Source organism: Anaerobacillus sp. MEB173 (genome assembly GCF_052119505.1).
Classification (GTDB): Bacteria; Bacillota; Bacilli; order Bacillales; family JBJMAU01; genus JBJMAU01.
Genome location: NZ_JBJMAU010000001.1, coordinates 524838 through 550143, shown reverse-complemented (window position 1 = coordinate 550143; position 25306 = coordinate 524838). Strand labels below are relative to the sequence as shown.

The window sequence follows — 25306 nt, the reverse complement described above, 5'->3', positions numbered from 1 at the left end:
GATTTGTCATGGTTAGACGACGTTCAAGGCTTTTGTTTGTAAATTTGATATGTATAGTCAGTTTGGCATTTCTGTTTGGCTGTAGTTCGGAAAGTAGCAATTCTGGTCAAAATGGGGATGGATCAGGATCAGGTACTCAGAATGATCCAATTACTATCAAATTAGCACATCCTAATGTTCCAGCCCATCCAATGGGTGAGGGTTTTATTAAATTTAAGGAATTAGTAGAAGAGAAGACTAATGGTGAAATCAAGGTCGAGATTTTTGATAGCAGTACCTTTGGTAATGCAAGAGAAACAGTAGAGGGTTTACAGATGGGAACACTCCAAATGGGCTCGGATTCTGCTCCGAATTTAGCTCCATTTACTGATGGTCTCCTTATTTTTGATATGCCGTTTTTATTCCCAGATTATCCTTCTACAGATTTAGTGACAGATGGTCCGATTGGTGAAGAGTTAAGGGAAGCGTTACTATCAAGTAATGTTAGAGGTCTAGGATTTATTGAAATTGGTTTTCGACATATCTTTAATAATGTTCGTCCAATTGAAAAACTAGAGGATTTAGAAGGATTAAAGATTCGTGCTACAAATAGTGATGCACATATTGGTACGTTAGAAGCTCTTGGAGCGAATCCAACACCAATTGCCTGGGGAGAAGTTTTTACTGCTCTTCAACAGAAAACGGTAGATGGAATAGATATTGACTTAAACTTAGCGCACTTTAATAATTTTCCTGAGGTTCAGAAATACCTTACCATCGTTGGTAGTATCTACAGTCCTCATATGGTGATGATTAATGAGCCGTTTTTCCAAAGTTTAAGTGAAGAACACAAAACGATCATACTGGATTCTTTTGACGAAATGAAAGTATTTCAACGTAATTTAATCCGTAAAAATGAAGAAATGATTATTGAAAAGATGGAAGAAAACGGTGTAGAGGTGACATTATTAAGTCCAGAAGAAAGAGCACGATGGGGTGAAGCTGCTGCGTCTGTTTATGACAAATATGAGGATGTGATCGGAAAGGATTTAATTGAAGAAGTTAAAGAGCTAGTTACTAAATAATCTTGGAAAAAGAATAGTTTTCTAGAAAACTATTCTTTTTTTCATAGATCTAATAAAGGGGTGATGATTTGAAAGCTCTTTTACTAAAATTAGACCGTTTTGAAGAGATCGTATCATCAATCTTATTATCTGCAACGGTAATCCTTATTACGTTGCAAGTATTTAATCGCTATGTACTATCTAATTCATTAACATGGTCGGAGGAATTAGCAAGGTACTTGTTTATTTGGTCAATTTATTTAGGAGTTAGCTATGCGGTCAAAGAAGGCCGTCATTTAGAAATTTCGTTTTTGAAAACCTTTTTTCCATTCATAATACAAAAAGTAATTACAGTCATTGCATCACTTTTGACATTGTTATTCTGTATCTATTGTGTTTACTATGGCATTCAACTAAGCAGTTTTATTATGGGAACAGGACAAACAAGTCCTGCTTTAAAGCTGCCGATGTATATTGTGTATGCCGCGGTACCAGTAGGCATGGGGCTAATGGGAATACGAACAATAATTCAATGTTATCAAGTCATTAAAAGTAAACAGCCTGAGAATAAAGGAGAAAACTATCTATGAAAAATGATCGATAAGAGGGAGGAGTAGTTTTGGACCCCATAATTATTATTTTATTTGTCTTGTTAGCTGTTTTTCTTCTGCTTAGTGTACCTATTGGTATAGCCATAGGGTTAAGCGTATTATTTGCGATCCTTTTTGATGATAAATTAACACCACAATTTCTTGTGCAAAGAATGTTTTCTTCACTTGATCTTTTTCCGTTAATGGCAGTCCCTTTCTTTATCTTGGCAGGTTCAATAATGATGAGAGGCAGCATGGCAAGAAGGCTTTTAGACTTATCAAGGAGTTTAGTTGGACACGTTACGGGGGGGATGGCACAAATTTCTGTTTTAACCAGTATGTTTTATGGAGCGTTAAGTGGCTCATCTCCGGCGACAGTTGCAGCAGTTGGTGGGGTGATGATTCCATCAATGGAAAAGGAAGGGTATAGTAAACCATTTGCGACAGCGGTTAATACCGCTGCTGGGTGTCTTGGTGTTATGATCCCTCCTAGTATTCCATTAATTATTTACGGTGCTGCAACAGGGACATCTGTAGGTGATCTCTTTATTGCAGGGATAATCCCAGGCTTATTAGTTGGAGTTGCGTTAATGATCGTCAGCTATCTTATCTCACGTAAAAGAGGATATCGAGGAACTGGAAAGCGTAGTACGTTTAAAGAATTTTTAGTCGCGCTAAACAATGCGAAATACTCGCTATTAGTTCCGATTATCGTGCTAGGCGGTATATATGGGGGGATTACAACACCAACAGAAGCAGCTGTAATTGCTGTTGTCTACTCTTTAATTATCGAAGCTTTCGTCCATCGTGATTTAGGTTGGAGTCAGCTATTTGATTCACTAAGGCAAACAACTGTCACATCCGCCTCGATTTTTTTAGTGGTTGCTACTGCTACGGTATTAGCACAAACATTAACGTTTTATAACGTACCAAATCAAATTGTAACGATGTTAACTGGTATTACCGAGAGTACGATTTTAATGCTCTTAATTATCAATGTATTTCTATTAATTATGGGTACATTTATGGATGCATTGGCTAATATTTTAATTCTCGGTCCTCTTCTCTTGCCAGTAGTTCAAGCATATGGTGTTGACCCTGTTCATTTTGGTATTCTTATGATCGTTAATTTGTCGTTAGGCTTCCTCACACCTCCAGTAGGCGTAAATTTATATGTCGGTTGTGGAATTAGTAACATTAGTATTGAGAGATTAAGTGTTGCGATTATACCATTTCTACTAGCGTGTATTGTTACGTTGTTGATGATCACTTATTTACCGCAAATTAGTCTTTGGTTGCCAGGTTTAAAATAGTGAGGAGTGTTTAATTAATCTTGTATTCATGTTTATTTAAAGGAGGATTTTATGAATCTATCACATTTTCCGCGGCGAAAATATACTGAAGGACCGACTGCCATAGAAAAACTAGATCACCTTTCTAAATTATTAGATGGTCCTAGCATTTTTATGAAAAGAGATGATCAGTTAGGATTAACTGGTGGTGGCAATAAAACGAGAAAACTAGAGTTTCTAGTTGCTGATGCATTGGAAAAAGGCGCGGATACGTTAATTACTTGTGGTGCCATTCAATCGAATCATTGTAGATTAACATTATCTGCCGCGATCAAAGAAGGTTTGTCCTGTAGGTTAGTGTTAGAAGAACGTGTAGCGAATACGTATCAAGAAGATGGTAGTGGAAATAATTTTCTTTTTCGATTACTTGGTGCAGAGAACATTACTGTTGTTTCTGGTGGATCGAATATGATGGAGGAAATGGAGAAAGCTGCTGCAGAAGTATCTCTGTTTGGGGGAAAACCTTATATTATTCCTGGTGGCGGGTCGAATGAAATAGGGGCTACAGGCTATGCCTCTTGTGCGTTGGAAATTATTCATCAAACTAATGAAAAGAACCTTTCGTTTGATTACATTGTTTGTGCTAGTGGAAGTTCTGGAACTCATGCTGGTTTAGTTGCAGGCCTACATGGATTAAATAGTCAAATTCCTGTCATAGGTATTAATGTGAGTAGAAAAGTTGAAGAGCAAGAAAGGTTAGTATACAGTCTGGCCGAGCGAACTGCTGATCATCTAAGGATAAAAATGACTATCCCACATGAGAATGTCAAATGTTTTGATGATTATGTAGGGCCGGGATATTCTCTTGCTACCCCTGAAATGATAGAGGCAGTTCAATTATTAGCTAAGAAAGAAGGGATTTTACTTGATCCAATCTATACCGGTAAGGCGATGGCCGGACTCATAGATTTAGTAAGGAAAGGATATTTTAAGAAAACAGATAACATTCTGTTTATTCATACAGGTGGCTCACCAGCTCTCTATGCTTATGAATCTATAATATTATAACGAATCACTGTGCTAAAGGACAGTCTGGACCTATGTCAAGAAAGTAGACACCCAAATAATGAACACAGACCTGGCTTTTCTTATAAGATCTCTTCTTCACCTTTTAAAGTATAGATGATGTCGTGAAAGCATCAAGCCAAAACCGCTTGACCCTTTCACTCTATCATTTGAGTGATAGTTAGGTGAAGAAGGGATCTTCCTGACTAATTCTAGGCCTACAAATTACGCAGATAAAGCTGTATTATCCGTTGGAGATTCAATTAAGTAGGTGTTTAATTTTAATACTCTTCTAGAAATTTCTTTTTGAAATGACCTAAAACGAGTAAAGGAAATATATAACGGTAACTATGATAATGAATGTAGAAGCCTCCTGCCATTCCTTGGCCTTTTGGATACGATGTGGTCCAGTCTTCTTTTTGGGAAGAGTTAATTAAAAATTCCATACCTGAATATATTTCAGGTGTTGGTTTATCGGATATTGCTATTAACGTATCTAATGCCCAAGCGGTATGTGTTAATGTACTGACTCCTAATGGGGTATATGTCTTGTTTATGTCACTTTTACATGATTCGCCCCAACCACCATCTGAATTTTGAATGGTTTCTAACCAATTTTTAGCTTTTTGAATCGAAGAGTGATTAGGAGAAGTACCTACTGAAATCATCCCAGTAATTGCTGCCCATGTTCCATATATATAACAAATTCCCCAGCGTCCATACCAAGAACCGTTTTTTTCTTGATGCTTCATTAACCAATTTCCCCCTTTTTTTATAGAAGGGTGGTTTTTGGACATGTTTGTAAAGTTACCGAAAAACTCTAAAGTTCTTCCTGTTAGGTCTGCAGTAGAGGGGTCTGTAAGTAAAAATTCAGCTCCCTCGATTGGCAGAAGATTCAACAATGTTTTATCTACATTTTTTTCGAATGCTGCCCAGCCGCCGTCATTATTTTGCATGGAAAATAACCAGTTAATTCCTCTGTCCCAAGCCTGCTGATAAACCTTATTTTTATTAACTAAATATGCAATAGCTCTAAGAGAAGCTGTTGTATCATCAACATCAGGGTTAATTGTATTAATGTCAGAAAACCCCCAGCCACCTGGTAAGCTATACGGATTATGAATCAACCAGTCACCATATTTATTATGTTGACGGGAAAGTAAATACTGATTTGCCTTTTGGATCACAGAATGCGTCGGTGAAACTCCAGCACCTTGCAATGCGTAGCTAATTAATGACGTGTTCCAAACCGTTGCTGTTGTATATTGCATATGAGTATAACCGTTAATTTGACAAGCCATTGCTTTTAATCCATTAACAGCTCTTATTATAATTGGATCGTTTTTTGGATGATCCAGTGCTAACAACGAAAAAATCATAAGAAAGGTGGAACTAAAGTAACTATAAAACGTTCCATCTGGTTCAATACGATCTAACATGTATTTTTTCGCTTGTTGTATAGCGGCAGCGTGAATACGTGCAGGGAACCCAACAATATTTTGTATTCCTTGTTGAATAATAGAAAGAAAAGATCGCCATTCCTTTGATCGGTTCATGTTAAAGAAATCATCCTGCTCTCCTTGGTTTCTTGAAATATATAAATCTGAAAGGTCGGGACTTCTTTTTGTTCTGCAAGAGAATTTTTTGTCAGCGAGAATCAAAATAGGGACTATATTCGCTCTTCCATACACTGAAAAATCGAAAAAGTTAACCGGAAATGATAATGGTAATAGCATAATTTCCACTGGAATCGGAAAAAAAGGTGGCCACTTATACTGACCTGTTATTGCAAGCATAATTTTGGTAAAAATATGGCTTTTTTCAATCCCACCCAATGATAAAATCACATGTTTAGCCGCCTGTAGTTCCTTATCCTCTTTTTTACAATATCCGGAATAAAGAAGTGCATAATATGATTCAACGGTTGCTGATAAGTTTCCGTCCTCTTCATCATAAAATAGTTTCCAAGAACCATTGTTCTCCTGCTTACTAAGAATACGATTCACTAAAGCTTGAATCAACTGTTCATCATTTATTTCTAACGTTCGTAACAAAATGATCATATATGCATCTGTTGAGATACCAGTTTCAAACGGGTACCGCCAAGACCCATCGGAGTATTGATCATTTTTTAATACCTGTATTATTCGATTGATTTCTTTGTCTATATGTTCTTTCATACTGTTCACCACACAGTTATTAATATATTTTTAGTTGGAGTTTAACCACTTATAAAATTTCCACATTAAAATGATAAAGACAAAGTAACCAAATAACGAATAGAAATGACTCCAATCATTAGAATGAACAAAAAATCCTAATTGTTCAAAGAAATGTTCTAAAATAGCCATAACTACACTCAAGAGAATACTTATTACTAAGCGTAACAATCTATTAATTCTTTTAAAGAAATAAATAAGGAAAAAAGTTGATATTGGTAATACCAAAAGTGTAAATACTATATTAATAGAAAATATAGTTGGAAAGGGACGAAACGGAAACGAATAATAGCCTTTTCCAACCATCCATAGATCTAAGTAGGTGCCAATCAATGATGCTAATAGTAGTGTACATAGATAAGCTTTACCATTATTAGAACCTTTATGATGTAAAGGTTTCTTTTGCAAGGATCGCGAGCTCAATCCTCTCGAGTGTTTCACAGTATTCATCCAAAATATCTCCATTCACGTTTGAATTATTTTGTTTCAAATAATAAATAATTTTCCAGTCGGAGTACCAATCTCCTGGTTCTGCGTGTGCATGTTCTTTATTTTTCCAAGCATATTCTAATCGTGGACTATATATTCGATTTACGCCGGGTTTTAACTGGCAATTTTTTGTTCTCCTTTTAAATAGTTCCCCAGGTATTGACTCATTTATATTATTGAATAATTGTGGCCAATAATCTTTGCGGGACCCGGTGTGTGATTTTTGAAGCGCCCATTTGAAAAACTTCGGATAATTTTCGTGATCAAACAGCAGTTGATATAGTCTTTTTCCTAACAAAATTCGATCATGAAGAGAGGCAAACTGATGAATGGTTTGACCGATTACTTTTATCTCACCATTATCTGCATAGGGGAAAAGAATTTGGTTTAAACTTAATAGGTCTTGTAGCTTAAATTCTGTCGTCTCTAATACTGTATCTTGGTAATGTGTATTTTGAATGACTCTTTTTTCTAAATAACTTTGTTCATTAATGACGAGTGCTATTGCTAACAGATATTCATCCCTATTTTGTAAAAAGTGATTCCAAATGACTTCCATAAACGTAGAAACACCAAAACAAGGTAGCAGATAAAACAAGTTAGTATTTCTAACTATACTTTCTTGATACAACAACAATTGAGGATATACATCTTGAAAAATTAACCAATTCCCACGTTCTAAAAAAGTAAAAAAATTGTTCTGTTCATCAACTGAAAGCAATTTCGATAATAAATCCCCCTTTAAATCAGTCATATTCCACCCACCGTTTCTAGAAACCATATGACCTAAAAAAGCCCAGTGAATTTCAGGGAATTCCTTATAATACTCTAAATAAGATTGAGTCCGTGTAATATTATTTATATTTCTCTTTGCCGTTTCTTTTTTTATACGAGTTATTAATTTTTGTTCTTCTGAATTTAATTTTATTTTCGGAATGGCAATGAAATGTTTTTTATTTAGGTCTTTTTTGATACCTTTTAAAACTGGTGTTAATTTGGTCTTCGTAAAGCTTAGATTCTTTTTTATACATTGAAGGCCCATCTTTTCACCTCTGTTTTATTCTATTTTCTCATTGTTAGTTTAGGAGGATAAACGAATAAGAGGGGATACCTTTATGTGTTATAAATTGAGGAGCAGTTAAAGCGACGATAGTAAAGATAGTCCGATTACGTATTCATATATGACTATTTTATTAAGATTACAAGGCATAAATGACGACAATTTTGGCTCCGAATAAGTAAGCCATAATACAGAATAATTCAGTAGATAAAGAATGCTTAGGCTTATTTTATGGCTTTTTAAAAAAAAGAGGCTGTTCCTTTATTTAGGAACAACCTCTGTTATGTAAACCGCAAACCTATATTCGATAGAATCATCCATGCGTTTCTTTCTCATTGACTCAGAAAAAGGTACCTCTCACACAAGAAAAGGATCCTCCTTATGGCTGCTTCCTTCCGGATCTGACCCGTTCGCAGGCTTTTCCTTGCAAAAGACTTTTTCCTCAACATCAAATCAAAAGCACAGTCCACACATGACTACACCTTCTATAGGAATTCGACCCTGCTACAGCGGATTGCAGGTTACAAGGCACCGCTACCTCCCCGTCTATTGCGATCTTGTTTCAACTGAATAATTACATTTTACTATGGATATTAGGACACGTAAATGTGAGTTGTTTGGAATATGAGGAAATAAATTGGAATTAAAGAGCAGTATTTTCTATGACAACTTGTCTAATTACGATCTTTCCTAGAAAAACGAGTATAAAAAAAGTACCTTACTGTATGACTAAGATAAAGTCTACAATAAGGTACTTTGTTGTATTTCGTTATACTTCTAGCAGCACTTTTTTAAATCTGCTGCTTTCAATGTAATCTTCACAAAAAGCAACAAATTCATCATAGTTCGTGTTGCTATATTCATAAGCGATTGTATCGATTTCTTTTTCATTTTCTTTTACTGTGATTACTCTACCTTCAATAGAAAATAGATAATTATTAATTTGGTACATGAGATCAGTCCCTTCTTAGTCGTCGTGTTGAACACTTTATGTATAGAACTCTAGTTAACTATAACATAGACTGGATGTGAAATCTGTAAGTAGATAAACACAATGAAACCAAGAAGTGTATACGATGGGGAATTTTTCAAATGACATTTTATGATCTAACAAATAAATATAAGGGTAGAAAAAGGCGGAGCTTAGGATCGTACCCATGCAATATCTTATTTTCATTGTGATTTGACATCCTATTTTTACATGAAATTTACATATTTTAATAGATTGTTAAACTATTTACAAAATTAGATTAACAAAAGATATGTATTATTACATTGTAAGAATTAAAAAAATAATTTGAGGTGAACGAAATGGATGTTAATCGTAGAAAGTTTTTAACGTTTGTTGGTACAGGAATGACAGCAATGACAATTGCTTCTACAGGAATTGGAGCACTTGCCCCAAAAGTAGCGGCGGCCGACAATGCTCGCGACAGTTTATTCGGATATGAAAATAGAAAGTCGTTCATTAACTTTAAACCGATTGCTCCATCCAGTAAGGACGAGCTTCTTCTTCCACAAGGATATTCATATGATGTTGTTGCTGCTTACGGGGATGTAATCAACCAACAAGGAGATACGTTCGGATTTAACTGTGACTTTACAATGTATCTGCCAATTCAGGGAAGTTCACGAGGCTTACTGTTAGTAAATCATGAGTACACGAATCCGTTATACGTTGAAGGGCCCATGATTGGTGGAAAGTATACTCCGGAACAAGTACATAAACTCCTTTACAATCAAGGCTTATCAATTATTGAAGTGTATGAAGATCCAAAAACAAAAACATGGAAAATGGACACAGACTCTAAATACGCACGTCGCATTTCAGGATTAGCTGCATTCGAACTTACTGGTCCGGCAGCAGGTACTTCCGCAGTGAATGGGGCAACTAAAGTGCAAGGAACGTTTGCCAATTGCTCAGGTGGAGCTACGCTTTGGGGAACTGTTCTTTCTTGTGAAGAAAACTGGGAAACGACAGCGAACAGAGCTGGTCTTGACACAACACATTACGGCTGGGTAGTAGAAGTCGATCCGTTTGATAAAGATGATAAGAATTTCAAACCGCGTAAACATACAGCACTTGGACGTTTTCATCATGAAAACTGTGCAATGGGATTATCAAAAGACCATCGTATTGTGGTGTATTCAGGTGATGATAAAGCAGGTGCATGTGTATACAAGTATATTAGTAAAGGAAAATACAACAAAGCATTAGGCAAGGAGAATTCCAAATTACTAGAGGATGGCACGCTTTTTGCTGCCGATATGATGAATGGGAAGTGGTTACCATTAACGATTGAATCTGTACGAGAACTAGCCATTGAAAAAGGTGACCAAGAGAAATTAAATAAATTTAAAACTCAAGCGGATGTATTAGTCAATGCTAATGAAGCAGCATTATTCCTTGGGGCTACGCCTACAGATCGCCCTGAAGATGTGGAAATTAGTCCAATTGATAATTCCATTTTCATTGCTCATACAAACAATGCTTCAAAAGGAAATATTCATGGTCATATTACAAGATTTTTTGAAACAAATGCTGATCTTGGATCGCTTACTTTTGAGTTTGAAATTTTTGCGGCAGGTGGTACGCAAAGTGGATTTAGTGCACCAGACAACTTAGATTTTGATCGCCATGGCAACCTTTGGACTGTTACGGATATTTCGAGCAGCAGTTTGAATAAAGGTGCACATGCCTCATTCAAGAACAATGGAATGTTTGTGATTCCGACAACTGGGACAGAAAAAGGCAAAGCATTTCAATTTGCTTCAGGACCGGTAGAAGCTGAATTAACAGGACCTTGGTGGACACCAAATCAAAAAAATATGTTTCTGGCAGTTCAGCATCCTGGTGAAAGTACAAAAGACATTCATAACCCTACAAGTATGTGGCCTCATCGTCAAGGAGATACAATGCCAAGGCCATCGGTAGTTGTTATTAAAGGCTTTTAAGAGGGGGGATACTAAGATGCTGCAAAATATTGGAATACCAGGTCTGATCTTAGTTTTAGTTATTGCACTGATCATCTTTGGACCTTCAAAACTTCCTGAAATCGGAAGGGCCTTTGGTCAAACGTTGCGTGAATTTAAACGTTCCACAAATGAGATTATGAGTGATGAAAATTCTAGTAAACAAATAGAGAAAAAAGAAAAGAAAGAAGATGCGATGTAAGGATCATAGAGGATGTAGGTGTTTGTTTACCCTGCATCTTCTTTTTTCAAGACTGATTTGGAAGGATTGTTGAGATTGGAAGAAAAAGAGTTTAATTTAGTTGAGCATCTTACAGAATTAAGGACGAGGATTATTGTTACTGCTGTTGTCTTTTTTCTAACGTTAATTGTTGCTTTTATTTTTGTAGAGACAATTTATGCATATTTGGTACAAGATTTACCAACGAAGCTTGCTATTTTAGGTCCAAGTGATATTTTATGGGTTTACTTGAAAATCTCAAGTGTTTTTGCGATTGCTGTTACCATTCCATTTGCAGCATTTCAAATTTGGTTATTTGTGAGGCCAGCATTAAATAATAGAGAACGGAGAGTTACACTTGCATACATACCAGCATTATTTTTGCTGTTTATTTTGGGTATTAGCTTTGGCTATTTTGTACTGTTTCCAATTATTATGAGTTTTCTCGTTTCTTTAGCTGGTGATCTATTTGAGTTGTTTTATACAACAGAGAAATATTTTCAATTTATGATGCAAATGACCGTTCCGTTTGGCTTTCTCTTTGAAATACCCGTGATTATTATGTTTTTAACGAGCTTAGGTATTCTCAATCCGTATACACTGCAGAAATCAAGAAAATATGCCTATTTTATCCTCATTGTTATTTCTATTTTAATTACACCACCTGATTTTTTATCTGATGTATTAGTTATTATTCCGTTGATTCTTCTTTACGAATGCAGTGTGTTATTATCTAAATTTGTGTATAAGCGATCTAAGGTAAACCAAACAGTTATATAACACATATGTACCAGGTACTACTCATGAACACATGAGAATTACCTGGTGTTTTTTATTTACTATGTTACCTATTTTTTAGGCTCAGTTATCGTTTGATGTTGATTTTTTGCTCGTTCGTGTGAATTTTGTAATTCACACGCCTTTCAGGTACTGAAAGGTGAATAAAACGAGCCAAAAATCAACATCAAACGATAACACAGCTTTTTTAAAAAGATTATGAAAAAAAGAAAAAGTATTGTAACGAATAACATTTAATGATAATATACTTTTTAAAATAAAGTATAACATATATAATAATTGTAACCTTATTTGTATAACACATTTGAGGTGTACCATTTCATTTGAATCATTATTAAATAGAAAAAATGGTTATTTATTAGATATTAAGTGACATATTAGGAGTACTATTCTAGTAAATTATCAAAGGTATTGAACAACAAACATCAAAACAAAAAATGAATAAGGAGAGCGGAATGTGAATAAGAAGCAAATTGTCTACGTTGTTTCTGACTCAATTGGAGAGACTGCAGAATTAATGGTAAAAGCAGTTGCCTCTCAGTTTAATGGAGCAGGAATTGAAATTAACCGAATATCCAGTGTTCAAGACATTAAAGCTCTCAATAATACGATTGCAGCAGCGAAGTATAGTAATGCAATTATTGCCTACACAATCGTTATTCCACATTTAAAGGAATATCTTGACCAGAAAACGAAAGATGAAGGAATTATTGCCATTGATTTAATGAATCCTCTCATGGAAGCATTAAGTCAAAAACTTAATAAAGAACCAAAACGAGAACCAAGGTTAATGAGAAAGTTAGATGATAATTACTTTCGAAAAGTGGAAGCAATTGAGTTCGCTGTAAAATATGATGACGGTCAAGATATGCGGGGGTTAAATCGGGCTGATATTGTTTTAATTGGAGTATCCCGAACATCGAAGACTCCACTTTCAATGTACTTGGCCCATAAAGGATATAAGGTGGCAAATGTACCGCTAGTACCAGAAGTTACACCACCTGATGCACTTTTTAAACTTGAGAGAAATAAGTGCGTTGGTTTAGTGATTACACCAGACAAACTGAATGAAATCCGTAAAGAGCGTTTGAAAAGTTTAGGCTTAAATATGCTGGCAAATTATGCTGATTTAGAACGTATTCTTATGGAATTAGATTATGCTGAAAAGATTATGAAAAAGTTAGGCTGTCCAATTATTAATGTTTCGAATAAAGCTGTTGAAGAAACAGCAGATTTGATATTAGCGATGTTAAAAAAGAAAGGAACAGGTGTCCATGAATAAATTTGTCTATATGTTTGATGAGGGGAATGGAAGTCAAAAAGAGCTTTTAGGAGGTAAGGGAGCGAACCTGGCAGAGATGACTCGCATCGGGTTACCGGTTCCATTTGGATTTACGATCTCTACAAATGCATGTAATGCTTATTACGATGCGGGTAAAACGCTGCCGACAGAGATCGAACAACAAGTATTAGAATCTCTAACTAAGCTGGAGGAAAAAACAGGGAAAACTCTAGGAAACCCTGCGAATCCACTGCTTGTATCTGTTCGTTCAGGTGCTGTCCATTCAATGCCTGGAATGATGGATACGGTATTAAACCTTGGGATGAATGATGAAACGGTAGTAGGTATGGCAAAGCTGACAAATAATGAACGGTTTGCCTATGACTCTTACCGAAGATTTATTCAAATGTTTAGTGATGTAGTTTTGAAGGTTGATAGTTTTTATTTCGAACAGTATTTAGAAGAAGTTAGGGAAGAAAAAGGATACAGCTCAGATCCGGAAATGAATGCAGGGGATTGGAAAGAGGTTATTAAAGGATATAAAGAAATAGTCAAAAAGCATGCTGATCGAACTTTCCCAGAAGATCCTAAAGAGCAATTATTCCTATCGATTCGTGCTGTGTTTGATTCTTGGAATAACCAACGTGCGATTGTATACCGTAAACTTCATAAAATTCCAGGTCATCTTGGAACTGCAGTAAACATTCAAAGCATGGTCTTTGGAAATATGGGTAACGACTCTGGTACTGGTGTTGCTTTTACACGAAACCCATCGACTGGTGAAAATAAGCTTTATGGAGAATATTTGATTAATGCTCAAGGGGAGGATGTTGTTGCTGGCATTCGCACACCACAACCAATTGTTACCCTCCAAAATGAAATGCCGGAAGTATATGAACAATTTTCGCGGACGTGCAATCTATTAGAAAAGCACTATCAGGATATGCAGGATATAGAGTTTACTGTTGAAAGCGGAAAGCTGTTTATTCTGCAAACACGAACAGGTAAAAGAACGGCTCAAGCAGCAATTACAATTGCAGTAGAATTAGTAAATGAAAACATTATTACAAAGGAGGAGGCACTTCTTCGTGTTGACCCAGATCAACTAAATCAATTGTTACACCGAAGAATTGATGATTCATATACACGTACACCGTTAGCGAAAGGTTTGCCGGCATCACCAGGCGCTGCCATCGGGAAAGTTGTCTTTGATGCCGATGATGCAGAAAAGTTTGCTAAGGAAGAACAAAAGGTGATTCTTGTGCGCCCAGAAACAACACCTGATGATATTCATGGAATTGTTGCTGCCGAAGCAACAGTAACGAGTCGTGGGGGAATGACAAGTCACGCAGCAGTTGTTGCCAGAGGAATGGGGAAGGCTTGTATTTGCGGATGTGAATCGTTAAAGATTGATTTAGCAGGAAAGCAATTTAGAGTTGGAGATACAGTCGTGAACGAAGGCGATATCATTACGATTGATGGTTCAACTGGGGAAATTTTCATAGGTGAGATCCCAATGATTGAGCCTGAACTTTCGGAGGAGTTTCAAATTTTACTTGCTTGGGCAGATGAAGTAAGAAAACTAGGTGTTAGAGCAAATGCTGACAACCCAACAGATGCGAAGAAAGCGGTTGAATTTGGAGCAGGCGGTATCGGACTTTGCCGTACGGAACATATGTTTATGGATGCAACTCGTATTCCGATTGTTCAAGAAATGATTCTTGCTGAAACATATGAAGATCGTGAAATAGCGCTAAGTAAGCTATTGCCAATGCAACAAGAAGACTTTGAAGGAATCTTTGAAGCAATGCAGGGGCACCCTGTAACGATCCGTTTACTTGATCCACCTCTTCATGAGTTTTTGCCTGATAAGGATGAGCTTTTGGTCGAAGTGACAAAACTGCAAATAACAGATCCTGATTCAGATGAACTACAGGAAAAGGAACAGTTACTTAGAAAAGTACGTCAATTACATGAATTTAATCCTATGCTTGGCCACCGTGGTTGCCGTCTTGGAATGTCGTATCCGGAAATTTATGTGATGCAAGCAAAAGCAATTTTCTATGCGATTGCCAAAGTAAAAGAAAAAGGAATGACTGTAAAGCCGGAAATTATGATCCCATTAGTAGGTCATGTCAACGAGTTAAAACAAATGCGTCAATTAGTGATTAATGCAGGAGAACGAGTAAAAGAAGAAACTGGGGTGGAATTTGATTATCTCATCGGTACAATGATCGAAGTTCCTCGAGCAGCTTTAACAGCAGACCAAATTGCCGAGGAAGCAGACTTTTTCTCATTTGGAACGAATGATTTAACACAAACAACATTTGGCTATAGCCGTGATGATGCAGAAGGAAAATTCCTTCAATCATATATTGAGCACAAAGTTTTACCTGAAAACCCATTTGCTTCTCTTGATCAACAAGGGGTAGGAAAACTTGTCAAAGCAGGTGTTCAACTTGGCCGTGCAACAAAACCTAACTTAAAAACAGGTATTTGCGGGGAACATGGAGGAGAGAAAAGCTCTATCCAATTCTGCCATGATGTTGGACTGGATTATGTGAGTTGTTCACCATATCGTGTACCATTAGCACGACTTGCAGCTGCTCAAGCAACAATTAAAAGTGAACAAAAACAGCTTGTAAATTAACATTAAATTTATTAGATATAGAAAAGAAGTTGCCTTTGAAGTGGCAGCTTCTTTTTGTTTTTTACAGTTTTAAAAAAATCAGAGGCAAATTGTAAGAAAAAGTCACCTTGATCCACGAGGGTAGCTGTCACTTATGAAACATCTCCTTTTATATGTCTATTGGGAAATATTGCATTCGGAATTATCTGAATTATTAAAGTATAATAGAAGATAGATATAGATTAGGTGAGGTGACTACAGAATGTATAAACACCGTTTTGTTTTATTCATCAGTATAGTTCTATTCTTTACGAGTAGTTATCTATTTCATTCTCAATTGAAAACAAAGCATATGTGGCAGCATAAGGGAGATTTTCTTGAAGAAAAAATGATAGCGGTTACAACATATAATATTCGTTACGGTAAGGGGATAGATGGAAAAGTAGATTTAGAGCGAGTGATCAGTACATTAAAACATCTGAATACTGATATTATTAGTTTGCAGGAAGTAGAACGATATAGTATTCGTTCTGGATTTGTAGATCAAGTTCAATTAATGGCACAAGCCCTCGATATGAATGTTGTTTTTTACCCATCGCTATCCTACCCTGGGTTTTATTATGGCAATGCGATTTTGTCTAAATATCCTATCATTGATTTTGAAGCGATCCCTTTCCAAGAAACGAAGGAAAATCGGACTGCAATTCTTTCTAAAATCCAATTGAATGACGAACAAAGTATTTATGTACTGAATACACATCTAGGTTTAAATAAGGAAAACCGTTCTTTAGCAATAGCAGAGATTCATGAGCGGATAAGTTTACTCGATCATCCCATTATCTTAACTGGAGATTTAAATTCAACGCCTGAACAATTTGAATATCAAATGTGGGATCGACTACTAACGAAAAGCAACTTTGGACAAGCAATCAAAACCTATCATAAAAAAGACTGGCAAATCGATTATATCTTTCATAGTGATCACTTTGTAGCGACTGAAACAATCGTCCTTGAAAGTGAGGCGTCAGACCATTTTCCAGTAAGCAGTATGTTATTATTAATCAACTGAGAATCCCATTCAAATTGATAGTGCTGTTTTTCTTAAGGGCTGTGTTAAAGTTTGATGTTGATTTTTGTCTCAGTTAAAGGCGTGTGAATTATTAAATTCACACGCCTTTAACTGAGACTTGTTAAAAAAAGTTCGAAATCAAGGTAAGGATTGTTAGGCCAACGATACAAATAACTAGTAAAAATAAACCATTGTCGCGAATTCCAACCTCAATACTAGATTTTTTTACGAGATTACTAACTAGCAAGTTTACTGGATTTACTGGACTGGTTACTGAGGATATTAACCATGCTAGCATCAAAAGCATTGCTAAAATTTCTTTTGAAGTTCCTAGCATGACTGGATCCATTTGTGTGGCAAGTACTGTTACGATGACAACTTGGTGGATGCCTAAAAATGTTACACAAACCATCGTTATCACAATAAATAATGCAAATACTAAAAAGGAAATTTGTGAAAGCATAATCATAAATTCGCTAATTCCGTTACCAAACGATGTTCCGGTTAGTGACATCCCGAAAAAACCTGCACTAATGTACATGATAATTTCATTATTCATAATTGGAACAGATTTATCTCGATAATCAATAAGATAGGGTTTCAAATTTTGCCATTGATTGAATACTAGACACCAGATAATCGGAAATAAAATGGCTACTAAACTAACGATGACAAGCATTGACCAATTGGTAATCGATTCAATTAATATCGTCATTAACATGAGTGAAAAGATCGTAAGTGCAAGCAGGTTTAATTTTTTAGGATAAGTATGTTCTGCGACTTGAGTAGAAGCGACTTCATTTACATACGTTTGCTTGCTCGTTCTTATTGCAAATAGTACATTTCCAATGATTAAAAAGAAAACACCTAGTCCAAAGCCGTAAGTCATATAATCGGTAATTGATACTTGTAAATACAATAGAACGATGGCAACTGCTGCATAATAGGGTGACCAAAGAATCGTTGTTGAAAAACCGACAAGATAGGCTTTTGATAGAAAGGTAGAGTTTAACCGCAAGTTATGTATAAACTCATGTATGATACGGATCGCACCCATATTTAAAATCGGTCCCAGGAAAAAAATTATGGTTGATATCCCCATAAACAATCTCTTTGGGCTGTTTTTATAACGCTGAAGGTAATCTATGATTGAGTCAAAAAATCCCCCCATTTTAAATGGAATAGAAATTAAAGGCACAAGTACGAGAAGTGTCAGTAAAGGAATGTTTGCTGTAATTCCTGTGATCATTTCCATTATTCCTTGTCCCTTTAATAAGGTAAATATAATACCCCCGATAAACATTAAAATACTCATAGTCCGTGGTATGGTCTTTGCTAAAGTAATACTCGCACTAAACGCGATTAACGCAATGATTGCTAACATAATTTGGAGCGATTGTGATTGAACAAAATACTGAATTAAAAAAAGAAAACACATCGCCAAAATCAAATAACTTTTCATTAAAACCCGCCTTACTCTCAATTGGTATATTGTATACCTAAAAAGCTATAGAGAATAGTTACTGTAATGATGTTTTGTTTCTTATTAATAATACTCTTTGAAATATGGTATACAAGAAAGTTAATCTAATAGTAATAAAACTTTTTTTTATTGTCAAATATGGAGAATGCTTATTTTCTCCGTTATTATGCTGATAGGGCTAACTACTGTACAGTCTCCCCTTCATAATCAATCTGAATGGTTAAATTCTGCATTTTTTCTATTGTTCAGCAATAGCTTTACACAACCTAATCCACCAAACAATGCGGAAGCACTAGAAAATAGAAATGCAGTAAAATATGAATTTGAATATTCGATAAGAAACCCAGTTATAACCGGTGAAACTAATTGGCCAGTACTAAAAAATACTGTCACAAATCCCATACCAACCGTTATATATTTTGGATGAATATAATCACTAACACTTGCATTTATAATCGATGGAACTGCCCATAGTGTAACACCATAGATAACAATGATAAGAAAAATTAGAATACTGTTTCCAGAAAAACTTATTGAGAGGAGAAGGAAGCTTTGTATGAAAAATACAACTATTAAAGTAAACATACGTCCTATTCGATCGGAGAGACTCCCCCAAATAAAACCACTGATAATACTAGTAATACCAGCAACAGCAAAAAATGTTCCTGCTAATTTATTTTTAAATCCTCTATCAACAATGAGATAATCGACTAAAAAAGTAGAAAAAACTAAATAACTTACACCCCAAGTAAAATAGATGAATCCTAAGAACCAGATTGTTTTATTCCGATAAACGTTCGTATCTAAACTAGCATTTCGTTGTTCTTTTATTAATAAAGATTCTTTTCCTTTCTCAATAGGTTTAAGATTAAGATCTTTTGGCCTATTTATCAGGAAAAATACGTTTATAATAGCAATAATGATTACAAGTAATGCAAGTAAATACCATCCAATCCTCCATCCGTTAATCCCTGTTTGATCAATAAGCATAGGGATTGTTAAACCGCTAAAAACCATCCCAATCCCAGAACCAGCCATAGCTATTCCCATAGCCATACCTTTACTTTTATTTGAGAACCATTGACTAAGAATACCTAATGAAGGTACATAGACTCCGCCTGTTCCTAGACCAATCATCAAGCAGCCCAAATAGGCGATATAAAAATTTGGTGCCATTGCTGTAAGTACCATCCCTATCGAGATGAGAATTAAAGAAGAGATAATAACTCTTTTTTCCTTGAATCGTATGACAAAATATCCTGCGACAAAAACCGCAAATAAGTAGCCTAAAAAAATAGATGAGGCTAGATACCCTGTTTCTTGATAATTTAAGTGAAGACCATTCTTCATAAATGGAAGGATTGCACCAAAAGAAAAGCGGCCAAATCCGAGTGATGCTAAAACGCAACATGTAATTAAAATTAAAATGAACCAACCTCTATGGATTTTTTTCATTGGAGTCAACTCCTAGTAAAATCTTTTTGATAAATTACTAACCACTATGAGAATTAACTCATGACATGTGTTTTACTTCATTATTTTATTTTCTAATGTGAATTTTCTAATTTCTCTAATGATTGATAATTTAGAGTTTACAGTAGCTTTATTTATAAGTAAAACAAATAATACTGCTGTACTGTAATGAGTAAATATAACGAAACATGAATGAGTTAATCACTTAAGGATGAATACCTTGAGAAATCCAAGCTGGTTTAAAGTAACAACTAATACAATGACTATTATTAAATATACATATTAAAAAATAATGAATATTTAAAATAAAGTGAAGATTCTGAATGAATTAAAGTATATAATGATACTTATGGATGTAGGGAAAATGAATGAAGCTAAGAGTCAGAAGAAACGACTCTTGTTAAGGAGGGTAATAATGTTTCGTAAGGAACTTTATGTTTTCAAAGACGAGAGGCCTTTTCCAGCTGTTATTCGCAACTACAAAAAAGAAGATTTCTCAAGTTTAATTCAAATTCAGGAGGAGAGTTTTCCCCCGCCATTTCCATCTGAGTTATGGTGGAATAGTGAGCAGCTTTTGAATCATGTTAATCTATTTCCAGAAGGGGCACTCTGTATGGAAATAGATGGTGAAATTGTTGCGTCAATGACTAGTTTGATTGTCAATTTTGATTCATCTCATTCAGAGCACTCTTGGGAAGAGATAACAGATAATGGCTATATTACGAACCATAACCCAAACGGAAATACATTGTACGTTGTTGATATTGGTGTACGCCCTGCTTATCGCAAATACGGTTTAGGAAAGTGGTTAATGCAGTCGATGTATGAGGTGGTCATCAATTTAAATTTGGAACGCTTGCTCGGAGGAGGGAGGATTCCTGGCTATCAAAAAGTTGCTCATAAACTGACAGCGGAACAATATTTAGATGAAGTTGTTAAAGGGAATCTCAAAGATCCAGTTATTACTTTCTTACTTCGATGTGGCCGTACACCTGTAAAAGTTGTTGCCGACTACCTAGACGATGAAGAATCACATAATTATGGGGCGCTAATGGAATGGAGAAACCCTTACTTTACATCAACTATTAAATAAGTGGTTATCCAGAGCATCAATAGGTATTATATCTGCAATGTGAAGAGAAACTTCGGCAAAAAGACAGTACAAGTCAGAAACTCCAATCTGTAGTTTATAGTTTCTTATTAAAAAACCTTCAAACCCTTGGCGAATAAGGCTATTACGAAAATTTGCATTGGCTTCCTCTTTATTTAACAGAATAGCTTTATCTTTCCATGTGAGGTTCTTTTTTTGGGTGCTAAAATAATCACAAAATTTATCACGGTCTTTCATAAACAAGTCATAAGAATCAACCGTATTTGATTCATATATTTTTAGTTGCGGTTCATCAATATATACTTTGTAAATATAGCCATTTACTGGCTTGTCAATTTGAATTACTTTAGGTTCTCCATCCTCCCAAAATTCAGTTTTAGATTCTTCTGTAACGGTCTCAAATCCTATTGCAAAAGGTTTAGCGGAATGAATGTCAGAAGTAAACCAAAATCCAATTGTATCAATATCGTTAAGTCCATTTTGAACAATTATTTCTTTATTAAAATATTCAAATTTTTTAATTGATCCAAAATAAACAATCATTTACACTACCTCCTATATATAAATTACCCAAATTTCACTTAATCATTTGTGGAAACAATAGACAAAAGTTAAATGTAAATAAAATTTTATTTTATTGCCGGCCCAAATTTCAATATGTTTGGACCGGCTTTTCTAATTAACTTCGTTTATTTATTTTTTTATGGCAATACTGTGAAGTTGTTAACTATACCCATTCCTCGAAGTTTATAAAAGAATAAGATTTAGTATCAAAAAAAAGGAGGTAATATTAATGTTTGGGGAGTTTCTTAGATATCATAAATGGGCAGCATGGATTTTAACTTTCTTAAGATTTTGGTTAGGATGGAAATGGTTAACTTCAGGGTGGGGGAAAGTTGTTGGTGATTTTAATGCAACAGGATATTTGAATAATGCAGTAGCCAATCCTGTGACTAGTCATGGGGAGGTTGTTTATCCTAATTATGTTATCTTTTTAGAAAGGTTTGCATTACCAAATGCTGATCTATTTAGCTTGCTAGTAGCCTGGGGAGAGCTGCTTGTTGGAATTGGTTTAATACTCGGAGCATTAACTACTTTAGCAGCATTTTTTGGAGTTGTAATGAATTTTGCATTCCTATTTGCAGGGACAATTTCAACAAATCCTCTTATGATTTTAGTCGCTATGTTTATCTTAGTAGCTGGAGCAAATGCAGGAAAATTAGGACTTGATCGCTGGATAATTCCTTACGTGAGAATAAAATTAAGAGAGTAAAACTAAAATTAGTAAATAGCAGAACTCTAATAGACGAATATTCGTTTGAGGTTGTACCTTATTTAAAAGGCACAACCTTTATTTATGATTTTTATGTAGAGAGCAAACCTATATACTGTAATGTAGATGGGGGGTTTTATGCTTGTACATAAATTTTTCTATACTTTTTCACAACCCCTTAACATTTGATTGGTCTAAACTGTTTGATAATAGATTATGATGAAATTGTAATATAATTAAAAGTGTTTAATATTACCGGGAAATGCAGGGGGGAGATTAAATGAATGTCTTATGTGATGTTAAATTAACATATGAACAAAAATTATTCGAGGGGTTGGAATTAGAAAAGGTAATGGTAAGTCCTAATGAAGATATCGGAGTCGCTGTGTTTATTTCTGATGAACAATCAAATGATGCGATCTTAAGATTTTACTCCATTAAAAGAGAAGGATCAGAACCTAACTTTCAAGTATTATATGAGATACAAGCTGTTTCTCTTTTGAATAAAGATATTGCTCGCGATTTTATTGAAAGGTTAACCGAACTGTCGCCTATTGATTTAATGCTATTGCTAAGTCCTGACCCAACTTTTTTACCAACTCCTGAATTTGTATGCTAAATTAAATATTATTTAAATATCTTCAATGAACTATTAGTTACTTCTTTTTATTAACCTCTAGTTATTCCACATATAGATAACTCTAATTAGCAGACTTTTTTCCCTTTTATGAATTTGATATAAATATAAGTTCACCCCAACGATAAATCTTGTTGGGGTGTTAATTTTTTATCTGAAAACAACCTCATCTGTTAACTTTTGAATGGATGTGTTATATTGTTTTGAAATGCTTATATGTAAAGTAATTATTTGTTGGGAATATAGAGGTGTTTATGAAGGGGAAATCTATTTTTAAGTTACAGACAATGATCATTATATTTGTATGTTGTGTTGTTCTTTTTGCGATGTTTGTAACACATCTATTAATTGGTGCAACCGTCTCGAAAAATGAACATTCACATCTCGAAGATAAGGCGATGACGATTGCACGTACAGTAGCGAAATCAACAACAGTCGTTAAAGCGATGAGTGGGCTCGCCGACGAAGAAGAAATCCAATTCTATTCAGAAGAGATACGTGAAGTTACCGGTGTTAATTTTATTGTTGTATTTGATATGGAAGGCATTCGAAAGTCTCATCCTGATCCTAGTAAAATTGGACATCCTTTTGTTGGAGGAGATGAAGGAAATGTCCTTAGGGGAGAAGAACATATTTCTATAGCTGAAGGGACATTAGGGTTGTCACTTAGAACATTTGCGCCCATTTATTCTGCAAATGGGGAGCAGTTAGGTGCTGTGGCGGTAGGTATTTCTCTTGAAAGGGTCAAGGAAGCTATCGCTGAAAGTAAAACAATTATTTATATCGGAATTATTCTCGGATCATTCGTAGGTATTATAGGAGCTGTTTTTTTAGCTAAACGGATAAAAAAGATTCTGTTCGGGCTTGAGCCCTCTGAAATTGCCAGAGTATTAGAGGAACGGAATGTTATGCTTGAGTCGATGTTTGAGGGGCTTGTTGCAGTTGATCAAAATGGGTATATTACATTCGTTAATCAGAAGGCGCATAAGTTGTTCGAACAGGCAAAATTAACGGGTGAGCCTATTGGTCAAAATATCGATAGCTACCTAGAAAATAAAGAGCTAAGTAATGTTGTCGAATCTGGGAAACCAATGTATAACAAGGAGTCTGAAATAAACGGCTCACATTTCCTCGTAAATAGTGTACCGTTGTATGTAGAAGGGAAAGTTGTAGGAGCGATCACAACATTACGTGATAAAACGGAAGTGAAAAGCTTAGCTGAGCAGCTGACTGGTGCGCGGATGTATGCCGGTGCTCTTCGTGCTCAAACGCACGAATTTATGAATAAACTGCAAGTCATACTTGGTATGGTTCATATGAAGTTTTTTGATCAACTTGCTCCATACATAAATCAAATTACAAACTATTATCAAGAGGAGATCGGGTTTATTTCAAAGAGAATAAAGGATCCAGTACTTGCAGGTTTTATCCTCGCTAAGTTAAGTCATGCAAGAGAGCGCGGAATTGAGTTTCTCTTAAGTGATGAAACCTACATTCCCGAACCAATGCATCAGGAAATGACACACGAAATCGTCAAAATCGTAGGCAACTTAATAAACAATTCGTTTGATGCTGTAGAAAAGAGCGTTAGTAACTCTGTAGAACTTCTATTGTCTTACAATGAAGAAAAAGAAGAGCTAATAATTATGGTTCGTGATACAGGGATTGGAATGAGTGAAGAAATAAAAAAGAAGATTTTTGAAAAAGGCTTTTCGACGAAACGAGAAGAAAGAGGCTACGGTTTATTTTTACTTTACCAAAGTCTCAAAAGCCTGCATGGTCAGATGAATATTACATCAAAAGAGAATGCCGGAACTAGCTTTCAAATTACATTACCTTATAAGAGTAAGGATGAATAACGAATGATTAATGTTTTAATTGTAGAAGATGATCCTATGGTAGCGGAATTTAATAAGCTGTACTTAGAACAAATCAATGGGTTTGCCCTAGCGTCGGTTGTTTCAAAAGCTAGTGATGCACTTGTACAAATAGAGCAAAATAAGATAGATCTCATACTGCTTGATATTTATATGCCTGGTATGAATGGATTAGAATTTCTATCGGAACTGAGGAAACTCGAAAAAGAGATCGATGTCATTTTCATTTCAGCAGCGAATGATAAGAGTAGTATTGAAAAAGCATTAAGGAATGGGGCAGTCGATTATTTAATTAAGCCTTTTGATTTTGAACGATTTCAACAAGCTTTAACTGCCTATCGTGAGAATAAAACAAAAATGGAGTTGCAAGAAACGTTTACTCAAATTGACCTAGATCAATTAATTAGACAAAAGAAAGCGATCCATCCTACTGGGCAGAAGCCATTACCAAAAGGTCTCACGAAAACTACGTTAATTACGATTTGGGAGACAATCTTGGAAATAAAAGATCAACCGTTTACAACCGAAGAGTTAGGAAATAAGGTTGGAATATCTAGAGTATCGGTCCGAAAATACTTGGCTTTTTTAAATGAAGTGGGAGTAATTGATGAAGAGATTGTTTATGGTTCTGTAGGCAGACCACTCAATCAATACAAATATAACGTATCAAAAAGTAATTTTATTCAACATTATTTGTAAGCGTGAATCGTCGCGCTTACTTTT

The 25306-nt window shown here is 35.3% G+C and carries 22 protein-coding genes and 1 other RNA gene; 15 read left to right on the top strand and 8 right to left on the bottom strand.

Features of this window, described 5'->3' with window-relative positions; genetic code table 11:
- Nucleotides 1-8 precede the first annotated feature (8 nt).
- The 4 genes from ACJ2A9_RS02750 (at nucleotide 9) to ACJ2A9_RS02735 (ending at nucleotide 3993) form a co-directional block, all read left to right on the top strand.
- Nucleotides 9-1064 carry a TRAP transporter substrate-binding protein gene (locus tag ACJ2A9_RS02750; protein ID WP_441420066.1) on the top strand — a complete coding sequence of 352 codons (1056 nt, stop codon included), beginning with the start codon at nucleotides 9-11 and terminating at the stop codon, nucleotides 1062-1064.
- A 68-nt stretch (nucleotides 1065-1132) separates the two neighbouring features.
- Nucleotides 1133-1633, top strand: a complete 501-nt coding sequence (locus ACJ2A9_RS02745) for a TRAP transporter small permease (protein ID WP_441420065.1) — start codon at nucleotides 1133-1135, stop codon at nucleotides 1631-1633.
- A gap of 29 nt (nucleotides 1634-1662) precedes the next feature.
- Nucleotides 1663-2946: a TRAP transporter large permease gene (locus ACJ2A9_RS02740; protein ID WP_441420064.1), complete on the top strand. Its 1284-nt coding sequence runs from the start codon at nucleotides 1663-1665 to the stop codon at nucleotides 2944-2946.
- A 51-nt stretch (nucleotides 2947-2997) separates the two neighbouring features.
- Nucleotides 2998-3993 carry a D-cysteine desulfhydrase gene (locus tag ACJ2A9_RS02735; protein ID WP_441420063.1) on the top strand — a complete coding sequence of 332 codons (996 nt, stop codon included), beginning with the start codon at nucleotides 2998-3000 and terminating at the stop codon, nucleotides 3991-3993.
- A 278-nt stretch (nucleotides 3994-4271) separates the two neighbouring features.
- Here the strand turns inward: ACJ2A9_RS02735 and shc are convergent, their stop codons facing one another.
- The 5 genes from shc to ACJ2A9_RS02710 form a co-directional block, all read right to left on the bottom strand.
- On the bottom strand, nucleotides 4272-6170 hold the full coding sequence (gene shc, locus ACJ2A9_RS02730; RefSeq protein ID WP_441420062.1) for a squalene--hopene cyclase: 1899 nt from the start codon (nucleotides 6168-6170) through the stop codon (nucleotides 4272-4274).
- Nucleotides 6171-6200: 30 nt separating this feature from the next.
- Nucleotides 6201-6659: a CBO0543 family protein gene (locus ACJ2A9_RS02725; RefSeq protein WP_441420061.1), complete on the bottom strand. Its 459-nt coding sequence runs from the start codon at nucleotides 6657-6659 to the stop codon at nucleotides 6201-6203.
- Nucleotides 6592-7740 carry a DUF2515 family protein gene (locus tag ACJ2A9_RS02720; RefSeq protein WP_441420060.1) on the bottom strand — a complete coding sequence of 383 codons (1149 nt, stop codon included), beginning with the start codon at nucleotides 7738-7740 and terminating at the stop codon, nucleotides 6592-6594. The genes ACJ2A9_RS02725 and ACJ2A9_RS02720 overlap by 68 nt, the downstream gene beginning before the upstream one ends.
- A gap of 308 nt (nucleotides 7741-8048) precedes the next feature.
- Nucleotides 8049-8313: signal recognition particle sRNA large type (gene ffs / locus ACJ2A9_RS02715), an RNA gene on the bottom strand.
- A 214-nt stretch (nucleotides 8314-8527) separates the two neighbouring features.
- The gene (locus ACJ2A9_RS02710) at nucleotides 8528-8710 is read right to left on the bottom strand and encodes a hypothetical protein (RefSeq protein WP_441420059.1); all 183 of its coding nucleotides are present in this window, start codon (nucleotides 8708-8710) and stop codon (nucleotides 8528-8530) included.
- A gap of 359 nt (nucleotides 8711-9069) precedes the next feature.
- Here ACJ2A9_RS02710 and ACJ2A9_RS02705 point away from each other — a divergent pair, with 359 nt between their 5' ends.
- From ACJ2A9_RS02705 to ACJ2A9_RS02680, 6 genes are all read left to right on the top strand, one after another.
- Entirely contained in the window at nucleotides 9070-10713 is a 1644-nt protein-coding gene (locus ACJ2A9_RS02705; RefSeq protein WP_441420058.1) for a PhoX family protein, read from the top strand.
- Between the two features lie 16 nt (nucleotides 10714-10729).
- On the top strand, nucleotides 10730-10933 hold the full coding sequence (locus tag ACJ2A9_RS02700; RefSeq protein ID WP_441420057.1) for a twin-arginine translocase TatA/TatE family subunit: 204 nt from the start codon (nucleotides 10730-10732) through the stop codon (nucleotides 10931-10933).
- A gap of 75 nt (nucleotides 10934-11008) precedes the next feature.
- On the top strand, nucleotides 11009-11731 hold the full coding sequence (tatC, locus tag ACJ2A9_RS02695) for a twin-arginine translocase subunit TatC (protein WP_441420056.1): 723 nt from the start codon (nucleotides 11009-11011) through the stop codon (nucleotides 11729-11731).
- 475 nt (nucleotides 11732-12206) lie between these two features.
- Nucleotides 12207-13031, top strand: a complete 825-nt coding sequence (locus tag ACJ2A9_RS02690; RefSeq protein WP_441420055.1) for a pyruvate, water dikinase regulatory protein — start codon at nucleotides 12207-12209, stop codon at nucleotides 13029-13031.
- A complete protein-coding gene (gene ppdK / locus ACJ2A9_RS02685; protein WP_441420054.1) occupies nucleotides 13024-15681 on the top strand; it encodes a pyruvate, phosphate dikinase in 2658 nt (885 codons plus the stop codon). Before ACJ2A9_RS02690 ends, ppdK begins: the two co-directional genes overlap by 8 nt.
- Nucleotides 15682-15922: 241 nt before the next feature.
- A complete protein-coding gene (locus ACJ2A9_RS02680; RefSeq protein WP_441420053.1) occupies nucleotides 15923-16729 on the top strand; it encodes an endonuclease/exonuclease/phosphatase family protein in 807 nt (268 codons plus the stop codon).
- Nucleotides 16730-16850: 121 nt separating this feature from the next.
- Here ACJ2A9_RS02680 and ACJ2A9_RS02675 read toward each other — a convergent pair whose 3' ends face one another.
- Nucleotides 16851-18191, bottom strand: coding sequence for a hypothetical protein (locus tag ACJ2A9_RS02675; protein WP_441420052.1), 1341 nt, complete (start codon nucleotides 18189-18191; stop codon nucleotides 16851-16853).
- 228 nt (nucleotides 18192-18419) lie between these two features.
- Entirely contained in the window at nucleotides 18420-19667 is a 1248-nt protein-coding gene (locus ACJ2A9_RS02670; RefSeq protein ID WP_441420051.1) for an MFS transporter, read from the bottom strand.
- A gap of 433 nt (nucleotides 19668-20100) precedes the next feature.
- On the opposite strand from ACJ2A9_RS02670, the gene ACJ2A9_RS02665 reads away from it, so the two are divergent.
- The gene (locus ACJ2A9_RS02665; RefSeq protein ID WP_441420050.1) at nucleotides 20101-20778 is read left to right on the top strand and encodes a GNAT family N-acetyltransferase; all 678 of its coding nucleotides are present in this window, start codon (nucleotides 20101-20103) and stop codon (nucleotides 20776-20778) included.
- Here ACJ2A9_RS02665 and ACJ2A9_RS02660 read toward each other — a convergent pair.
- Nucleotides 20764-21339 (bottom strand): hypothetical protein, encoded by a 576-nt coding sequence (locus ACJ2A9_RS02660; protein ID WP_441420049.1) that lies wholly within the window; start codon nucleotides 21337-21339, stop codon nucleotides 20764-20766. The genes ACJ2A9_RS02665 and ACJ2A9_RS02660 overlap by 15 nt on opposite strands.
- 250 nt (nucleotides 21340-21589) lie before the next feature.
- Between ACJ2A9_RS02660 and ACJ2A9_RS02655 the strand changes: the two genes are divergently transcribed.
- The 4 genes from ACJ2A9_RS02655 to ACJ2A9_RS02640 all read left to right on the top strand — a co-directional run bounded on the left by ACJ2A9_RS02655 (nucleotide 21590) and on the right by ACJ2A9_RS02640 (nucleotide 25282).
- Nucleotides 21590-22069, top strand: coding sequence for a DoxX family protein (locus ACJ2A9_RS02655; RefSeq protein WP_441420048.1), 480 nt, complete (start codon nucleotides 21590-21592; stop codon nucleotides 22067-22069).
- A 280-nt stretch (nucleotides 22070-22349) separates the two neighbouring features.
- On the top strand, nucleotides 22350-22688 hold the full coding sequence (locus ACJ2A9_RS02650) for a hypothetical protein (protein WP_441420047.1): 339 nt from the start codon (nucleotides 22350-22352) through the stop codon (nucleotides 22686-22688).
- Nucleotides 22689-22960: 272 nt separating this feature from the next.
- The gene (gene dcuS, locus ACJ2A9_RS02645; protein WP_441420046.1) at nucleotides 22961-24565 is read left to right on the top strand and encodes a DcuS/MalK family sensor histidine kinase; all 1605 of its coding nucleotides are present in this window, start codon (nucleotides 22961-22963) and stop codon (nucleotides 24563-24565) included.
- Between the two features lie 3 nt (nucleotides 24566-24568).
- Complete coding sequence (locus ACJ2A9_RS02640) at nucleotides 24569-25282, top strand: response regulator (RefSeq protein ID WP_441420045.1); 714 nt, start codon at nucleotides 24569-24571, stop codon at nucleotides 25280-25282.
- Nucleotides 25283-25306 lie beyond the last annotated feature (24 nt).

What these genes read in the sequence shown, in the direction of transcription:
- ACJ2A9_RS02670 (WP_441420051.1), bottom strand. Translation starts at nt 19,667, where the DNA reads ATGAAAAAAATCCATAGAGGTTGGTTCATTTTAATTTTAATTACATGT.
- ACJ2A9_RS02655 (WP_441420048.1), top strand. Translation starts at nt 21,590, where the DNA reads ATGTTTGGGGAGTTTCTTAGATATCATAAATGGGCAGCATGGATTTTA.
- ACJ2A9_RS02710 (WP_441420059.1), bottom strand. Translation starts at nt 8,710, where the DNA reads ATGTACCAAATTAATAATTATCTATTTTCTATTGAAGGTAGAGTAATC.
- ACJ2A9_RS02650 (WP_441420047.1), top strand. Translation starts at nt 22,350, where the DNA reads ATGAATGTCTTATGTGATGTTAAATTAACATATGAACAAAAATTATTC.
- ACJ2A9_RS02725 (WP_441420061.1), bottom strand. Translation starts at nt 6,659, where the DNA reads ATGAATACTGTGAAACACTCGAGAGGATTGAGCTCGCGATCCTTGCAA.
- ACJ2A9_RS02700 (WP_441420057.1), top strand. Translation starts at nt 10,730, where the DNA reads ATGCTGCAAAATATTGGAATACCAGGTCTGATCTTAGTTTTAGTTATT.
- ACJ2A9_RS02675 (WP_441420052.1), bottom strand. Translation starts at nt 18,191, where the DNA reads ATGAAAAGTTATTTGATTTTGGCGATGTGTTTTCTTTTTTTAATTCAG.
- ACJ2A9_RS02680 (WP_441420053.1), top strand. Translation starts at nt 15,923, where the DNA reads ATGTATAAACACCGTTTTGTTTTATTCATCAGTATAGTTCTATTCTTT.
- shc (WP_441420062.1), bottom strand. Translation starts at nt 6,170, where the DNA reads ATGAAAGAACATATAGACAAAGAAATCAATCGAATAATACAGGTATTA.
- ACJ2A9_RS02640 (WP_441420045.1), top strand. Translation starts at nt 24,569, where the DNA reads ATGATTAATGTTTTAATTGTAGAAGATGATCCTATGGTAGCGGAATTT.
- ACJ2A9_RS02660 (WP_441420049.1), bottom strand. Translation starts at nt 21,339, where the DNA reads ATGATTGTTTATTTTGGATCAATTAAAAAATTTGAATATTTTAATAAA.
- ACJ2A9_RS02735 (WP_441420063.1), top strand. Translation starts at nt 2,998, where the DNA reads ATGAATCTATCACATTTTCCGCGGCGAAAATATACTGAAGGACCGACT.
- ACJ2A9_RS02705 (WP_441420058.1), top strand. Translation starts at nt 9,070, where the DNA reads ATGGATGTTAATCGTAGAAAGTTTTTAACGTTTGTTGGTACAGGAATG.
- dcuS (WP_441420046.1), top strand. Translation starts at nt 22,961, where the DNA reads ATGAAGGGGAAATCTATTTTTAAGTTACAGACAATGATCATTATATTT.
- ppdK (WP_441420054.1), top strand. Translation starts at nt 13,024, where the DNA reads ATGAATAAATTTGTCTATATGTTTGATGAGGGGAATGGAAGTCAAAAA.
- ACJ2A9_RS02720 (WP_441420060.1), bottom strand. Translation starts at nt 7,740, where the DNA reads ATGGGCCTTCAATGTATAAAAAAGAATCTAAGCTTTACGAAGACCAAA.
- ACJ2A9_RS02750 (WP_441420066.1), top strand. Translation starts at nt 9, where the DNA reads ATGGTTAGACGACGTTCAAGGCTTTTGTTTGTAAATTTGATATGTATA.
- ACJ2A9_RS02665 (WP_441420050.1), top strand. Translation starts at nt 20,101, where the DNA reads ATGTTTCGTAAGGAACTTTATGTTTTCAAAGACGAGAGGCCTTTTCCA.